Annotated in this window: 16 protein-coding genes; 7 read left to right on the forward strand and 9 right to left on the reverse strand. The window is 58.9% G+C overall.

Annotated features, from left to right (window positions below; all coding sequences use genetic code 11):
* The 8 genes from D1646_RS16000 to D1646_RS16035 form a co-directional block, all read right to left on the reverse strand.
* Positions 1 to 1,144: leucine-rich repeat domain-containing protein (locus tag D1646_RS16000; protein ID WP_160637431.1), on the reverse strand; the 1,144-nt coding region annotated here is incomplete at its 3' end.
* Positions 1,145 to 1,287: 143 nt separating this feature from the next.
* On the reverse strand, positions 1,288 to 2,352 hold the full coding sequence (locus D1646_RS16005) for a hypothetical protein (RefSeq protein ID WP_160637432.1): 1,065 nt from the start codon (positions 2,350 to 2,352) through the stop codon (positions 1,288 to 1,290).
* Entirely contained in the window at positions 2,352 to 3,647 is a 1,296-nt protein-coding gene (locus D1646_RS16010; protein WP_160637433.1) for a VirD4-like conjugal transfer protein, CD1115 family, read from the reverse strand. Before D1646_RS16010 ends, D1646_RS16005 begins: the two co-directional genes overlap by 1 nt.
* Positions 3,648 to 3,715: 68 nt before the next feature.
* Positions 3,716 to 4,303: an ATP-dependent Clp protease proteolytic subunit gene (locus D1646_RS16015; RefSeq protein WP_160637434.1), complete on the reverse strand. Its 588-nt coding sequence runs from the start codon at positions 4,301 to 4,303 to the stop codon at positions 3,716 to 3,718.
* Positions 4,304 to 4,541: 238 nt separating this feature from the next.
* Positions 4,542 to 5,102: a tetratricopeptide repeat protein gene (locus D1646_RS16020; protein WP_160637435.1), complete on the reverse strand. Its 561-nt coding sequence runs from the start codon at positions 5,100 to 5,102 to the stop codon at positions 4,542 to 4,544.
* Positions 5,103 to 5,407: 305 nt separating this feature from the next.
* Positions 5,408 to 7,009 carry a hypothetical protein gene (locus tag D1646_RS16025; RefSeq protein WP_160637436.1) on the reverse strand — a complete coding sequence of 534 codons (1,602 nt, stop codon included), beginning with the start codon at positions 7,007 to 7,009 and terminating at the stop codon, positions 5,408 to 5,410.
* Entirely contained in the window at positions 6,994 to 8,175 is a 1,182-nt protein-coding gene (locus D1646_RS16030; protein ID WP_160637437.1) for a hypothetical protein, read from the reverse strand. Before D1646_RS16030 ends, D1646_RS16025 begins: the two co-directional genes overlap by 16 nt.
* A 146-nt stretch (positions 8,176 to 8,321) precedes the next feature.
* Complete coding sequence (locus D1646_RS16035; RefSeq protein ID WP_160637438.1) at positions 8,322 to 8,489, reverse strand: hypothetical protein; 168 nt, start codon at positions 8,487 to 8,489, stop codon at positions 8,322 to 8,324.
* Between the two features lie 50 nt (positions 8,490 to 8,539).
* On the opposite strand from D1646_RS16035, the gene D1646_RS16040 reads away from it, so the two are divergent.
* From D1646_RS16040 to D1646_RS16065, 6 genes are read left to right on the forward strand one after another with little or no spacing between them, the layout of a single operon-like run.
* A complete protein-coding gene (locus D1646_RS16040) occupies positions 8,540 to 9,076 on the forward strand; it encodes an RNA polymerase sigma factor (protein ID WP_160637439.1) in 537 nt (178 codons plus the stop codon).
* On the forward strand, positions 9,069 to 9,785 hold the full coding sequence (locus D1646_RS16045) for a hypothetical protein (protein ID WP_160637440.1): 717 nt from the start codon (positions 9,069 to 9,071) through the stop codon (positions 9,783 to 9,785). The genes D1646_RS16040 and D1646_RS16045 overlap by 8 nt, the downstream gene beginning before the upstream one ends.
* Positions 9,772 to 10,623 (forward strand): ABC transporter ATP-binding protein, encoded by an 852-nt coding sequence (locus tag D1646_RS16050; RefSeq protein ID WP_160637441.1) that lies wholly within the window; start codon positions 9,772 to 9,774, stop codon positions 10,621 to 10,623. The genes D1646_RS16045 and D1646_RS16050 overlap by 14 nt, the downstream gene beginning before the upstream one ends.
* Positions 10,620 to 11,585 (forward strand): hypothetical protein, encoded by a 966-nt coding sequence (locus tag D1646_RS16055; RefSeq protein WP_160637442.1) that lies wholly within the window; start codon positions 10,620 to 10,622, stop codon positions 11,583 to 11,585. Before D1646_RS16050 ends, D1646_RS16055 begins: the two co-directional genes overlap by 4 nt.
* Entirely contained in the window at positions 11,570 to 11,758 is a 189-nt protein-coding gene (locus D1646_RS16060; protein WP_160637443.1) for a hypothetical protein, read from the forward strand. The genes D1646_RS16055 and D1646_RS16060 overlap by 16 nt, the downstream gene beginning before the upstream one ends.
* Entirely contained in the window at positions 11,755 to 12,915 is a 1,161-nt protein-coding gene (locus D1646_RS16065) for a hypothetical protein (RefSeq protein ID WP_160637444.1), read from the forward strand. The genes D1646_RS16060 and D1646_RS16065 overlap by 4 nt, the downstream gene beginning before the upstream one ends.
* Before the next feature lie 37 nt (positions 12,916 to 12,952).
* On the opposite strand, the gene D1646_RS16070 is transcribed toward D1646_RS16065, so the two are convergent.
* The gene (locus tag D1646_RS16070; protein WP_160637445.1) at positions 12,953 to 13,252 is read right to left on the reverse strand and encodes a hypothetical protein; all 300 of its coding nucleotides are present in this window, start codon (positions 13,250 to 13,252) and stop codon (positions 12,953 to 12,955) included.
* A 220-nt stretch (positions 13,253 to 13,472) separates the two neighbouring features.
* On the opposite strand from D1646_RS16070, the gene D1646_RS16075 reads away from it, so the two are divergent.
* A partial coding sequence (locus D1646_RS16075; protein WP_160637446.1) for a helix-turn-helix domain-containing protein occupies positions 13,473 to 13,726 on the forward strand: 254 nt, incomplete at its 3' end.

Below are 13,726 nucleotides of genomic sequence, written 5' to 3' on the forward strand. Positions count from 1 at the left end.
TGTAGTGGATATTGGCACGGGTCAGCGTCTCGTTGTATTCGCCTATTTGGATTGCCTTCCACTGCTCCTCCGTGCCGCCATAGTAGACATCCGTCAAACTGTTGTTGTAAAAGGCGGCATACCCAATACTGGCAACGCTGGCCGGGATGGACACTCGTTCCAATGCGCCGCGGGTTTCATAGCATCCAAACGCCCAATCTCCGATGCTGGCAGTACCAGAAGAAATAGATACATCCTTCAAGTTGGTACAGTCCTGGAAGGAATTCTTTCCAATACTGGCAACACTGCCAGGGAGGACCAGTTTTGTTATGTTGGTGTAATTTTGAAAGGCGTACGCCCCGATGGCGGCACTACCGGAAGGAATGTTCCATTCATTTATGCTTCGGAGCACACGGGGCGAATACTGCCAGACAATAGGGTGGACACCTGTCCCGGCAGTCCCCCTGGCCTGATTCAAAATAATATCCGTGTAGCACACTCTCCCATTGTCATGATCCGGGCTGTAATGATTGATTCTGATATCATGCAGGCCAAACTCCGCCCCCCACTTCTTGTCCATATTCTCCATAAAATGCAGAAATTCATGGACATACATACTGACCGGAAATTTTTCTTCTGTGGAACGAAGAACATTCAAACAATACTCCCGATTTCGGAGATTGATTCCTGTATGGCCGGTGCTATTCTCATACGTAGAACCACCCCGGCCCAAATAGTCGGTATTGACATTCAGACTGTAGAGACAGGTTATATGGTCATACCGGTCCAAATCGACCTTGTCCCTCAGAAGAGGGGCGGCTTCCTTGGGGGAAAGATATCCTCCCTTGTCATAATTCGTCAGCTCCGTAAGAGCTGCGTTGATCTCCACTACCTCCACATGGGCCCGCATCACCCCGACCTGGTTCATGTACGCCTCAAAATCCCGGGCATCTTCCTTAACAAAATCAATTTCTTCCTGGGTCATGGTATACTTTGCGCGAACAGTCTTGCCATCACGGTCCTTGCAGTCGGCGTCCACGTTCTTGAAGATGGCAAAGAGGAAATACCAGTCGGGCAAATTTGCTTCCGCCGCCGAGGCGGTGACTGGCAGGAGGCCCAGGCACATCACCAGGGCCAGCAGGAGGGACACGATTTTTTTCTTCATAGCTTCCATTCTCCTTTATTTTCATTTCCCCAATCCCCTTTTATTTCCCGGAATCCCCACCCCTGTCAAGGGTGGGGATAGGGAAACTTGAGGGAAAGTGACTTTATTTTACCATGGGTTTGCGCCAGGGACAATATCCTTCCTTACTGCGGAGCTTTTTTCATCCACAGATAAGGCCCCACACACATCATGAACAGATTGGATATCGCCTGATTGACCTCCGACATCCCGCTGACCAGCCACCGCTCCGAAATGTACCGTTCCAAAAGTGCCTGGAACTCCGGGGCGGGGGCCTGTTCTACCAGCTGCGCCACTGCCTGGGGGCTGTAGTCCCGATCGGACAGGAAAATCTGCTCCCGCACCTCTCTGGCCTTGATCTCTTCCCCGGCGGGGTCCATCGCCTCCCAGGAATAGGACAGGGCCAGGTCAAAATAGTACTCGACGGGGTCCAGGTGCTGCTCCAGCGCCTCCTCTTCCAGGCCGTCCTCTTCCTCCACCACCTCCACGTCGGTCAAGTCCATCTCGGCGATATGCTGGCGCATGGTCTCCCGCAATTCCCGGTCCAGTGCCTCCGTTTTCCCCCTCTCCAGATAGCGGGAGAGGTCCTCCATACAACGGAGGATATGGTCCAGGCTGTCCAGCCGCTTCCACCCGTGGATATACAGCCGGAGCATATCCCCCAGCGTATCCGCCAGGGGCGTGGAGGCGGGGTAAAAGTGCAGGAACGAGTCCCGCCAGTCCCGGAATCTCAGCCGCGCCCCCTCCTCCTCTGGAAAGGCTACCGTCTCCAGGGCGTCCAGGTACTGCCTCACGGTCATTCGGGTGCAGTGGTAGACCTCCTTGTCCCGCCCTCTGCCTTTGGCGTGGTCCAGCAGCATCAGCCCCAGCAGGACCACCGCGTTGCTGGCCTGCGTCCCCATGGCCGGCCGGACGGTGGGGGCGGCTTCTGCCAGGGTATCGTTGTCCGCAAAGGCCGCATTGATGCTATGGCAGAAGCCGGCGTAGTGGAGCAGGTCGTCCTCCAGTTGGTCCATGTACGGCCCGATCAGCCCATACATGAGCTCAAGATCGGCGCTCCCGTGAAAGATCAGGACCGTGTGCATCCGGGCAAACCGCTCTACCAGCCTGGCAGCGGCCTCAGGCGATATCGCCTGAGACCGCGCCGCCCGCGCAATTCGTTCCTCCAGGGTCAGTTTTTTCTCTTCCATTACATTCCACACTCCTTTCCAAAATTGGCCTCCCCCTTGTCCTGGGGGGCTTTCAGGCTGCGGTAGGCGCTGTCCCGGTTCAGCTCGTACTTCTCGACCCGTCTGGGCTGGCTGCCCCGGGTAAAGAGGAAGGCGCTGTCCAGGGGGAGATTGAGCACCGTGGACACCTGGCAGTTGAACTTCTCCGCAAAGTACCGGGCCGTCTGGGTGTCCGTCCCCCCCAGGTACAGGCAGTGGTCACAGTTGTTGATGATGGTCTGGGCCTTGGCGTGGCCGTAAAGGTCCTCCAGCTGGGACAGGCTCTGGACAATGAGGCTGACATAGATCTCCCGGGACCGGATGACCGAGATGATCTTGTCAAACTCTGGAATCAATGTGTTGGTGCTGAAGTCGTCCAGGATGAAGCGCACCGGGATGGGCAGGCGGCTGTCCGGCTGGAGGTCGGCGGCGGACATCAGGTATTGCAGGGCCTGGGTATAGAAGAGATTCACCAGAGCGTCCTGGCTGCGGTCGGAGTCGCTGACGGAGAGAAACAGGGCCGTCTTGCCCTTGAGGAAAGCCCCCAGGTCCACCTGCCGCTCCATGCGGAACATCCGCCGGGTCCCGGAGTTGGCCAGCACGTCCAGGTGCCGGGCCAGGATGCCCTTGATGCTGGCGTCCATCTTGTCCGCCTTTTTGTTCTGGAGGATCATCCCCATCTTCCGGGCGAAGGCGCTGTGGGGATGGGCAATGCGCTCCTCTTCCACCATGTCCTCCAGCTCCGGGGACCCCATTTGGGACAGGAAGGTGTACGCGTCGTACAGGGTGTGCTGCTCCTCAGGCAGTTGGTTCAGGATGAAGAGGAGGATGGCCTCCAGGTACATCTGGGCGGCCAGATCCCAGTAGGGCTCCGAAAAATCCTTGCAGGGGCAGACGGCCTGGGCCACCTTCTTCACGTCCTGCTCGCTGTACCAGTCCCCGTCCTGGTTGGCCGCGGCGTCCCGGCAGGGCCGGATATAGGTCAGGGGATTGTAGCCCCAGGGGGTGCTGGCCACGTCGGTGAAGTCCAGGTGCATCACCGTATAGCCCTTCTCCTCCAGGTGCTTCCCGTACAGCCGCCGCAGGTTCCCCTTGGTGTCGGCCACGATCAGGCTCTCCCCGGCGTGAAGGAGGTTGGGGATCACATAGCCCCGGGTCTTGCCCGCGCCGGAGGGCCCCACCAGCAGGTCGTTGTTGTTCAGGCCTGTGGTCCAGGTGTCGTTGCTGGCGAAGGTGTTCCGGGCAAGGATGCGCTGAGTGTTGACATTGTAATACATTCTCTATTCCTCCTTATTCATTTGGCCGGCGCCCCCGCCCTCTCTGGGGCGGGAGCTTTCGTAATGTCTCAGGTCAGACTGGTGACGATCTGGTCTGCCAGACCGAAAGCCACGGCCTCCTCCGCCCTGAAGTAGCTGTCGGTGGCGGTTTTGGCCAGCACCTCCTCCATGGGCTTGCCCGAGTGGTCCGCGATGACCTTGGCGATGATCTGCCGGGTCTCCATCAGGTCGTCGCTCACCGCCTTCAGCTTCAGGGCGCTGCCCCCGGTCTGGAGAATCAGCGGGTCGTGGATCATCAGGCGGCTGTGGGGGAGCATCTCCCGCCGGCTGCCCGAGACGAAGAGCAGCGCCGCCATAGAGGCCGCCAGCCCCACGCACACCGTCCGGACGGGACAGCTCACCGCCTGCATCACGTCGTAGAGAGCCATACCGCTGTCCACGCTGCCGCCGGGGCTGTTGATGTAAAGGGTTATCTCCCCCTCCGGGTCCTGCCGCTGGAGGTAGCGCAGCTGGCGGACCAGAGCGTTCACCGCCTCCGGGGTTACCTCGCCCACCAGCTCCACCTCCCGGTGAGAGAGCATTTCATCCTGGATGGGGATCAGGTGGTAGCCGTAAGTGGATTCCTTAATAATACTGGCTTCGTTGGGGATGTACATTGTAATTCCTCCTTTAGAGTTTTCTGGTGTTTCAGGTGGTCGATGGGGATATTATGACAGAGGCCTAAAGTTTGAGATGTAAAATTTACAAGCAGAACTCCAATTGAACCCGGAGGCTCCCGGCCGGCCGGTCCTGGCCGGGAGCGCTGTGCTCTTCTGAAAGCGGATGGGACGCCTTACCCGTGGGGCGTCTTCTGTAGCTTCTCCGCCATATTTACGCCTTACTTCCCCTCGTCAATCATAAAAGCATTTGCGGATACAGCTCACGGACCTTGTTTCTCGCCGGCTCATGGCCCTGCTCCGCCGCCAAAACGCACCATTTCGCCGCTTCTGCTCTGTCTGCTGGCACACCCAACCCTTCGCTGTATGCTAAAAACATGATATACTGAGCTTTCACATTGCCTTGCTCCGCCGCCCTGTGGTACCAGCAGAAGGCCTGCTCCCAATTCTCCTGGAAGGGCTTTCTGTAAAGATTTCCCAACTGGAACATCGCTTCTATATGTCCCCCTTCTGCTGCCTTGCGGAACCACTTCTTCGCCAGCTCCTCCCGCGTCCTGGAGGACTGCGCTTCTGCCTGGCTGCCGGTTTCACCGAACACCTCCTCCGGTGTGACCTTGTACCTCGTGGGCATGACGTAGAAGGTGAAGCTGTTGTAAATCGTTCCCAGCTGGAACTGGGCCTCCGGGTCCTGCTCCGCCAGGGCCAAAAGCGCTTCCATGCGCCTGCCTGTCTCTTCGTCTAATCTGCGCTTTTCCCGGTAAAAAAGCTCCTCCATGCGCTTGCTTGTCAGTTCGTCCATGATGCCGGTCTCCTTTTCTCTGATTTGTGCGTGCCTTTTTTCAAAGTGATGTTCTGTCCCCCGCGTTCCGGCATACCTCCTGTTGGCGCGCTTATCCGATTGGGGTCCTGGCGGCGCTTGGCCCAGGGGATATGCCTTCCGGCGGGGGGTCAATTGTCAAGGTGCCCGATGAGCATATTGTAATGGGACCCAAAATTTTAAGTTGTAAAAATTACATACTGAATTTTCAGCAAAAAAGACTCCCGGCCGCCGGGTTTGGGCCGGGAGTCTGATATAATTTGGGAGGGGGTTAAGGGTGGTCCAGGCTATGGACGGCCTCGGGGCGGGGGGCTGCCCGGCTGCTCCAGGGGCCGGCTGCGCGACGCGTGGAACGCCTCTTCCGACTCCCGGCTCATCCCCTCTAAAGCCCAGTGGAAGGTCTTCGGGATGTGGGCGGGCAGGTCCAGATTGAACTCCCGGACCGTCTCCCGGGGGATGACCTCTCTGGAGGAGCGGTCGCATTCGCCCTTACAATAGGCGATAAACTTGGCCAAAACCCTCTGATAACTCCCCTCCTTTGCCTGTTTGTGAAAGAGGGGCCGCAGACGGAAAGCCCCCGCTGGATTTTCCCCCAGTTGTTTAAAAAACACTCTGTCCAGTCGGAGATAGTCAAAGCAGAGGCGGGCCGGCGATGTTTTATACTCCTCTGTGTCGGCTTTTGCGCGTCTGTATCTTTTTTCCGCGCGCTTACAGGCTTGCTCCTTGCGTTCACAGGCCTCCTTCAGCTTCTGCCTGTCAACCCTTTGTTCGCGTACTTCCATTGCGGTCTCATAGTTCTTCCGTGCGTGGCGGCAGTCCTCCGCCATACGCTGGTAAAGTTCTTCCCATCCTTTTTCTTCGCTCTGGTATGCCTGCTGATAGATATCCCTCCCTGCGAGGAACAGGACGCAGCCGCTTTGCAGGTCCACCGCCAGGGGAAAGTAGAAGTAGGTCTCCTCACTGTGCTCCAGCACCTTTTGAAGGGCCTCCACCTCCCCCGCGTCCGGCAGGCAGAAGCCGTCCTCGGTCAGCCGCCAGCTTCCGATGGACTCTCCCCTGTCCCGCTCCCGCCGGAGGAAGCCCCAACCGCTGGCACAGTAGGCCTCCAGTAGCCGCATGGAGAAGTCCTGCTTCCGGGATATCTTTGCAGAGAATCTCGCTGACATATCCCCCTCCTTCAGCAGAGGATATCCGCTGTTCTGGAGCCAGTCCTTGATCCTGATGTGGAGCGCCATCTGCTTCAGCCGCTGGGTCAGCCAGAGCAGATAGTCCTCCCCCTCCTCCTCCAGTCCATGGAGCCGGCCGGCGATCTCCTCCCGATTTGTCTTGATCCGCTCCGCCAGCTCCCGCAGGTCCGTGACGATCTGCGCCGTAGAGAAGACGGACTTCCCGCTTTTCTGCCGCCATAAGCCCGGGACCCGCGCCTCTCCCGCGCCCAGCCAACCCTCCCGCAGCAGCTTGTCCAGCCACTGGCGGCCATCCCATATGCTGGTATCCTTATAATAGAGGTCGTGGACCGCCAGATATTCCACCAGCCACAGGTAGTAGTCCCTGTCTGAGATCAGCCCCGCCTGATAGCCGGCGTCGTTCAGCCATAGCTCCTCCCAGAAGTCCCGGCGCTCCTTCCGGTCCCTCTTTTGGAGTACCGGTCTCAGCAGCAGCTCCTTGTAAACCGCCGCTGCCTCCTTCAGCCGCGCCCCGATTTGGCCGCTGTTTTCCGGCTGTACGGGGCACTCCAAGGAAAGCCGGGGAAAATATTCCTCCAACAGCCCCGTGACGGCCTCCGTCCAAAAGTACCGGTACAAAAAGGAGTCCACTCCCTTATCCCGATACTCTCGCCGCAGGTCCCGATAGAAGCTGTCCCTGAGCCCGCCTACAGTGTGTCCCATTGCAGGCCCCTCCCATAGCGTTTCGCGTGCTGGAGCGGTCCGTCGTAAATACGGCTGTACACGTTCAGAGCCTTGCTTGTGTCCATCAGGGGAGCAATCTCCCGGACCGCCAGATACAGGTCCACGATCTCCTCCAGGTCCATATAGAAGTCCCGCAGGACCTCCGGCCTGGCGGTTTGAAAGATCTCCACGAAGCGCTCGCAGGCGGAACAATATTCCGCCGGGTCTTCAAAGCCTGCGGCCAGGAAGGTCAGTCCCATAGCCCTGCTGTCCTCTTCCGAATACTGGTCCATCTCGGCCATTTTAAACTCGTAGTAGTCCTCTTCGCTGGAGAAGGGGAAAAACCAGTCGTCATCCTCCGCCGTGGCCCAGCCGGCATAGTCGTCCTCAGAGGGATTGTCCGCCTCGTCCATCAATTCCAGTTCTCCCATCTCCTCATCCGGGACCTGCTCCTCTGGCTCGTCCGAAATCTCCTCCTCCGTCTCCTCCGGCGCCGGTGTCTGACGGAACCAGGATCCGGAGTGTCTGAAATAGATCCGCTTCTTGCTGCCCTCGTTCGTCAACTGGCCCTGGGGCTGGTCGCAGGCCCGCTTCCAATCCGGGGTCAGAGACCAGTCGTTCCCCGGATTGACATAACCCTTGAGGACATCGGGATCATGGAGGGCATAGTAGAGATGGAAGCCGAAATAGGCATCATAGCCCCAATACAACTCATTGCGGCGGGTTCCATCCGCTTCAGCCAGGACGCACCAGTCCTGGGAGAGCCGTTTGGCCTGCTCCAGCAAAAAGGCGAAGTCGGTCCGCTCCTCCAGCTCCGCATCATTCCGAGCGTCGTGAAAGCCCCCCTTTTCCAGACTGCACCGCATGACCAGGTAGAGGTACAGGCCATACATCTCCCGCCGCTCCTGGAGCCAGGGCTCCGCCAGGCTCTGTTTGGTGTTCGGGTCAACGTCCGTGCCCTCCCGGACCCTCGCCGCCCAGAGGTCCAGCAGCTCTGTGACCAGGGCATGGAGCTTCTCCTGGCTGAGTTTCCCCTTATCGTCTGTGATCGACTGCCGGAAGGACCAGTCGCGCCCCTTCATGTGGCTCAGGAGTTCATCCGTCACCTCCTGGAGACACCGCAGGCTTTTTTGATAGTTCTCCAGCTTTTCCCAAGATAATTCCATATTTCTTACGATTCCTTTCATCAAGATGGGGAATTGCGTGCCAAGGTCTTCCCGCCTCCGCACTGTAACCCTACCGCAAGGATAGCACAATGTCAATATCTGATTTGTAAAATTTACGAGTGCATAACGGCGCGGGCGGAGGGCTCTCATTTTGAAGCGGATGCTCTGATGGCAGCGACGGTTACAGGCACTGCCAGTACGACATCTATACCGAGGGTCTGTTGACCGATAGGAATCCCTGAAATAATTGATGCGGAGACTTCAGGACCAGACTGCTTGGCGAGCACTTCAAAAAACTTTTCTTTTTTCTGCAACGATGTAGCCCCGTCATGCGAGTATATCAACAGAGGAAGGCGGTGAGGCCATGGAGCAGGAGAGCAAGTGGATACGGGACATTCAGCGCAGCGGCTCCCGTCAGGCGGCGGAGCGGCTGGTGGAGCGGTACTACGACGAGATATACGTCTTTGTCTACCGCCAGACCGGACAAAAGGAGGACGCCATGGACCTGACCCAGAACATTTTCCTGGCGGTGCTCCGGGCGCTTCCCTCCTACGACCCGAGGAAGGCCGCCTTCCGCACTTGGCTCTACCGCATCGCCGCCAACAGGGTCATCGACGCCCGCCGCCGGTCCCGTCCCGCCGTTACTCCCCTGGAGGAGGCGGAGCTGCCCATTCAGGAGGACTTTGTCTCCCAAATCCATGACCGGGAGCTGCTGGAGCGGATCGAGGACTACGTGTCCGGATTACCCTCCACAATTCAAGCGGTATTCCGGCTGCGGCTCTACGGGGAGCGGAGTTTTGGAGAGATCGCCGCCGCCCTGGGCCAGTCGGAGGCGGCAGTGAAGAGTCAATACTACCGCCTTTTGGGGCGGATCAGAGAGGAGTTTGATCCAGATGGATGAAAAAATCCCCATGCCCACAGGTGAGGAGCGGCAAGCGGCTATCCGGCGCATTGTGGAACTGAACAGGGCGGAGCAGAGGACCCGACGTCAAAGAGTCCCACTGTCTGTGGTGTTTTTCGGGGTGGAGGACTGCCTGTACCTCCCCGTACTGGCGGCGCTGCTGTGCCTGATTCCGGGTGCGGCGGCGGCACGCTTTGAGCCCGTGGCCCCGCTTCTGTTTCTCTTCTCCCCCGCCCTGTACGCCGCCCTCCACCTGCTGACTGCCTGGAAAGACGCAGCGAGCGGAGTGGCGGAGTGGCGGCGGAGCTGCCGGCTGTCGGTCTGTACCATTCTGGCGCTGCGGATGCTGGTATTCGGGGGGCTGGCGGTGATTGTGTGCGTCCCCGCCGATATCCTGCTGTGGCTGACCTCCGGACGGAGCTGCTCCCTGCCCTGGATGCTGGGTTTGTCCTTCTCCAGCCTGTTCCTCCACGCCGCCCTGACCCTGTTCTGTCTGAGGTACCGCCGGGGAATGGTACTGCCGCCCGCTGTGTGGGGCGTGGCCGGACTGCTTCTGCTGATTTGGGAGCGGGGCGGGGAGCTGCTGCTCCGGGTCCCCGTTCTGGTCCTCTTTTCTCTGGCCGCCGCCGGGCTGGCCTACTGTGTCCTGACTCTGGAGCGAATGTTCCGCTATCCCAACCGAGGAGGTCGTTTTTATGCTTACAGTTGAACACGTCACCAAGCGATACGGAAGTTTTACCGCCTTGGAGGATATCTCTCTGCAATTCACCACCGGGATTTACGGCCTGTTGGCCCCCAACGGGGCGGGGAAGACGACCCTCATTAAAATGCTCACAACTCTGCTCTTTCCCACCTCTGGACAAATTTTGTGGGAGGGGGAGGATATTCATGCCCTGGACGAGGACTACCGGGGACTGTTGGGCTACCTGCCCCAGGAGTTTGGCTATTACCCCGGTTACACGCCCCGACAGTTCCTGCGCTATGTTGCCGCCCTCCAGTGCATTCCACGGCAGGAGGCGGACCGGCGGATCAGCGGGCTGCTGGAGCTGGTGGGACTGTCCGGTGCGGAGCACAAGAAAATGCGGCAGCTCTCCGGGGGGATGCGCCAGCGGGTTGGGATCGCCCAGGCCATGCTCAACGACCCCAAGCTGCTGATCCTGGACGAGCCCACCGCCGGCCTGGACCCCCGGGAGCGGGTGCGGTTCCGCAACCTGATCCATTCCCTGGCGGAGGACCGGATCGTCATCCTCTCAACCCACATCGTCTCTGACATTGAGACTATTGCCGGGCAGATCATCATGCTCCGGGAGCACAAGCTGTTCTGCTGTGACAGCCCGGCGGGAATCTGCGGCAAGATGAAGGGGCGGGTGTTTGAGATTCCGGCAGGAACTGCATTGGCGGAAAATCCGTTCCTCCTCAGCGAGCGGCAGGGGGAACAGGGGACGGTCCTGCGTATCTTCTGCGACGCTCCGCCCAAGGGAGCTGTTTCGGTGACGCCCGGTCTGGAGGACGCTTTCCTGGCCATCTACCGGGAGGGGCAGGTATGAGGCTGCTGAGCTGCGAGTGGAGCAAGCTGGTCCGCCTGCCCGCTCTCTGGGGGTGTTTGGCTTTGTGCCTGGTGTTCAACTGTCTGCTCATTGGCAGCGGAGACCGCTGGCGGTGGGAGTGGAATGAAACTGCCGCTATGACCAGTGGATGGGGCCCGCGTGTAGACAGCGGTTTTTTGGACGGCCTGCGGCAACAGCCCCAATCCGACTACAAAGACTATCTGCTGTCCGCCGCAGAGGGCATGACGGACATCTATGCCGACTACGACCTGCGGCCCCTTGTTGACTATTACATTGGCTACGTCAAGAACTCCCCTGGGGCTACCGTCCTGATGGAGCGCAAGTACGAGCGGCTGGCGGAGCGGGTCGCCCACCTGTCCCAGACGGGGGCGGCTATGGACTGGTACGGCGGTCCGGTGACCCATTACGTCCATCAGTTTCTCTACGGGACCCTGATGCGGGCCCTTCTCACCGAGGGGGCGGTGCTGGGGATGCTGTCCATGCTCTTCCTGCTGGGCTATGAAAACCAGCAGCGGACGGCGGCGGGGGCGTACGCCTCCCGTACCGGGAGAAAACTGTGCCGGTGGAAGGTGATGGCTGGAATTACCTGGGCGTTGGCAATCTATCTGCTGCTGGCGGCGGTTACGCTGGGGATATTCCTGCTGTTCTGGGACTGGAGCGGCGTCTGGGGCGGCAGTGTGTCCAGCCAATTTAACTACGTCATTGATATGCTGGTCCGCCGCCCCTTTTTCACCTGGGCGGACTTGACCGTGGGCAGTTATCTGGCGTCGGTGGTGGGGCTGGGCGGACTGCTGACTGTGGTGTTCACTCTGCTGGCGGCAGTCTGCGGAACACTGATGGGCAATGTGTACCTGGCCGCCCTGGTGCTGACCCTGCTGCTGTGCGGCGGCGCGGCGGCCCAGGCCCTCTGTGCCCAGGCGGGACTGTGGATGGGCTGCTGACCTTCCAGCCGGTCAGCATTTGGCTGTATGTCAACGGCTGGTTTACCGAGCTGGGCCTGAATGCCTTTGTTCCCTGGCAGGAGACCATCGGCACAGGGCTGGGGCTGACGGCCTGCGGTCTGGGAACAGCTCTGGCGCTGAGACGCTTTGGGCGAAAGGATGTGATGACATGAGTTTATTTTGGCAGGAACTGGGGAAAATCTGGCGTCCCGGTGTGGTGGCGGGTACTGTTCTGCTGGGACTGATTTATTACTATATGTTCCCTGGCTTCTATATTGAGTACTTCTCCAACGGCCCCTCGGCCCGGGAGGAGTATGATCTGTCGCTGGAGTGGACCGCCCGGTACGGCCCAACCCTGGAGCCGGAGGAGCGGGCGGAGCTGGACAGCCGGCTGGCGGAGGAAATCGCCATATTCGACCGGCAGCTGGAGGAGCTTCCAGAGGCCGCGGCATCGGGGCTCACAGACTACAAGAGTTTTTGTGCCGCCCTCCAGCAGGAGGAGAGGGACACGCAGATGATATGGGCGCTCCAGAGCCGCACCAACTTCGATACGATCTCCACGATTCAGCAGATGCTGGAGCGCTATGACGACCCGAGGGACTATCTCCGGCAGCACGACTATTTTGAGTCCTACACCGTAAAGGAGCAGGAGCAGATGCTGGCGGTGGAGGACTGGCCTAAGAGTCTCCTGAGCGGGTCGGTGATGGATTCCACGAACTTCTATCTCAAGTATCTGGCCCAGTGGACGGCCATCAGCGTGATCCTGCTGCTCTCCCCCACCCTGGTACGGGACCGGCTGCGGCGGACGAGGCCCCTCCAGTGGTCCAGCCGCCGGGGGCGGCGGGTGCTGCATACCCAGCTGGCGGCGGGGCTGGTTTCCGCGCTGCTGCTGAGTGTGGTGAATGTAACAGCTTACGCCATCCCGTTTTTGGCCCAGGGGCCTCTTGCCCTGAAGAACTGCCCCCTGGGCAACTCTGTCTGGCCTACTGGAACACCCTGGTTCAACTGGACCTACGGGCAGTATCTGGCCATTTTGACCGGGATGATTCTGGCCTTGGGACCCGGCATCGGCGCTGTGACCCTGTTCCTGTCCCGGTTCAGTGACAACTATGTGTCCATGCTGCTAAAGGCATTCCCGCTGTTTGTGAGTATGGGGGGATTTTTCGCCACATGGGCGGTGAACCACGCATTTTTCTTTCATGCAGCTTGGGACGGCGCAGATTTTTTTGTATCAAAGGGAGCGGAAGCGATCTGCATTGCAGTGCTGCTGATCGTGGGCGCGGCGCTGACGGGATGGAGCTGTCTGCGGCAGAGAACACTGGAGTGCTGAGCGGCGTTGGCTGTGCCGGTGAAGCATGAATCAGAATTTATTCTGCCAATTGCACCGAGATCATCGACGCCGCGTTTTTCTCCACCGAATTAAGGATGAACCCGGCTAAATCACAGGCGTAGAAATTCCCTGTTGTCTTCAAGCCCTGTTCCAGGATGTAGTTTCTAAGGACAATATAGCCCTCAGAAATATCCCAGCGGCCCCGGCAGCAGAGATATAGATAGTGCCCAGCAGGCTTCTCCATGGATTTAAAGCTGTCAATGGAGGCCGCCGGTTCCCGCCGTTCCTCCCCCCGCTTGCTCACCGCCCTCCTTTTCATTTGAATAATCCATATCAATAAAGCCGCCTCCAATTTGTAAAAGTGTACTTTTACAAATTGGAGGCGGCTTTTGCCTACAACACTATAATCGGCACCTGGTCCTGAAAAATAAGCCCCTTTTTCAAATTTTTTTGAAGCTGCTTTTTCGATTTGAAGAAGTACACTATCGCAAAATTCGGGGAAGGGGGAACGGGACCATGGCGGGGAAAAGAGCAGAAATTCGGCTCAGTATACCACCATCAAGGTCCGTCTGAACCCGAACGAAGCCCAGGCAAAGCTGTTTGAAAAGACCTTTGGCTGCTGCCGGTACGTGTGGAACCAAATGCTCTCCAACCAGCAGCGGTTTTATCTTGAAACCGGGGCCCACTTCATCCCGACTCCGGCGAAGTACAAGAAAAGCGCGCCCTTTTTAACAGAAGTGGACAATCAGGCGCTGATTCAGGAGCACAACAAGCTCTCCCAGGCTTTCCGGGTCTTTTTCAAAAATCCGGA

It is taken from the genome of Pseudoflavonifractor sp. 60, from assembly GCF_009911645.1.
Classification (GTDB): domain Bacteria; phylum Bacillota; class Clostridia; order Oscillospirales; family Oscillospiraceae; genus Lawsonibacter.

What these genes read in the sequence shown, in the direction of transcription:
- D1646_RS16020 (WP_160637435.1), bottom strand. Translation starts at nt 5,102, where the DNA reads ATGGACGAACTGACAAGCAAGCGCATGGAGGAGCTTTTTTACCGGGAA.
- D1646_RS16015 (WP_160637434.1), bottom strand. Translation starts at nt 4,303, where the DNA reads ATGTACATCCCCAACGAAGCCAGTATTATTAAGGAATCCACTTACGGC.
- D1646_RS16045 (WP_160637440.1), top strand. Translation starts at nt 9,069, where the DNA reads ATGGATGAAAAAATCCCCATGCCCACAGGTGAGGAGCGGCAAGCGGCT.
- D1646_RS16005 (WP_160637432.1), bottom strand. Translation starts at nt 2,352, where the DNA reads ATGGAAGAGAAAAAACTGACCCTGGAGGAACGAATTGCGCGGGCGGCG.
- D1646_RS16040 (WP_160637439.1), top strand. Translation starts at nt 8,540, where the DNA reads ATGGAGCAGGAGAGCAAGTGGATACGGGACATTCAGCGCAGCGGCTCC.
- D1646_RS16050 (WP_160637441.1), top strand. Translation starts at nt 9,772, where the DNA reads ATGCTTACAGTTGAACACGTCACCAAGCGATACGGAAGTTTTACCGCC.
- D1646_RS16010 (WP_160637433.1), bottom strand. Translation starts at nt 3,647, where the DNA reads ATGTATTACAATGTCAACACTCAGCGCATCCTTGCCCGGAACACCTTC.
- D1646_RS16065 (WP_160637444.1), top strand. Translation starts at nt 11,755, where the DNA reads ATGAGTTTATTTTGGCAGGAACTGGGGAAAATCTGGCGTCCCGGTGTG.
- D1646_RS16030 (WP_160637437.1), bottom strand. Translation starts at nt 8,175, where the DNA reads ATGGAATTATCTTGGGAAAAGCTGGAGAACTATCAAAAAAGCCTGCGG.
- D1646_RS16055 (WP_160637442.1), top strand. Translation starts at nt 10,620, where the DNA reads ATGAGGCTGCTGAGCTGCGAGTGGAGCAAGCTGGTCCGCCTGCCCGCT.
- D1646_RS16025 (WP_160637436.1), bottom strand. Translation starts at nt 7,009, where the DNA reads ATGGGACACACTGTAGGCGGGCTCAGGGACAGCTTCTATCGGGACCTG.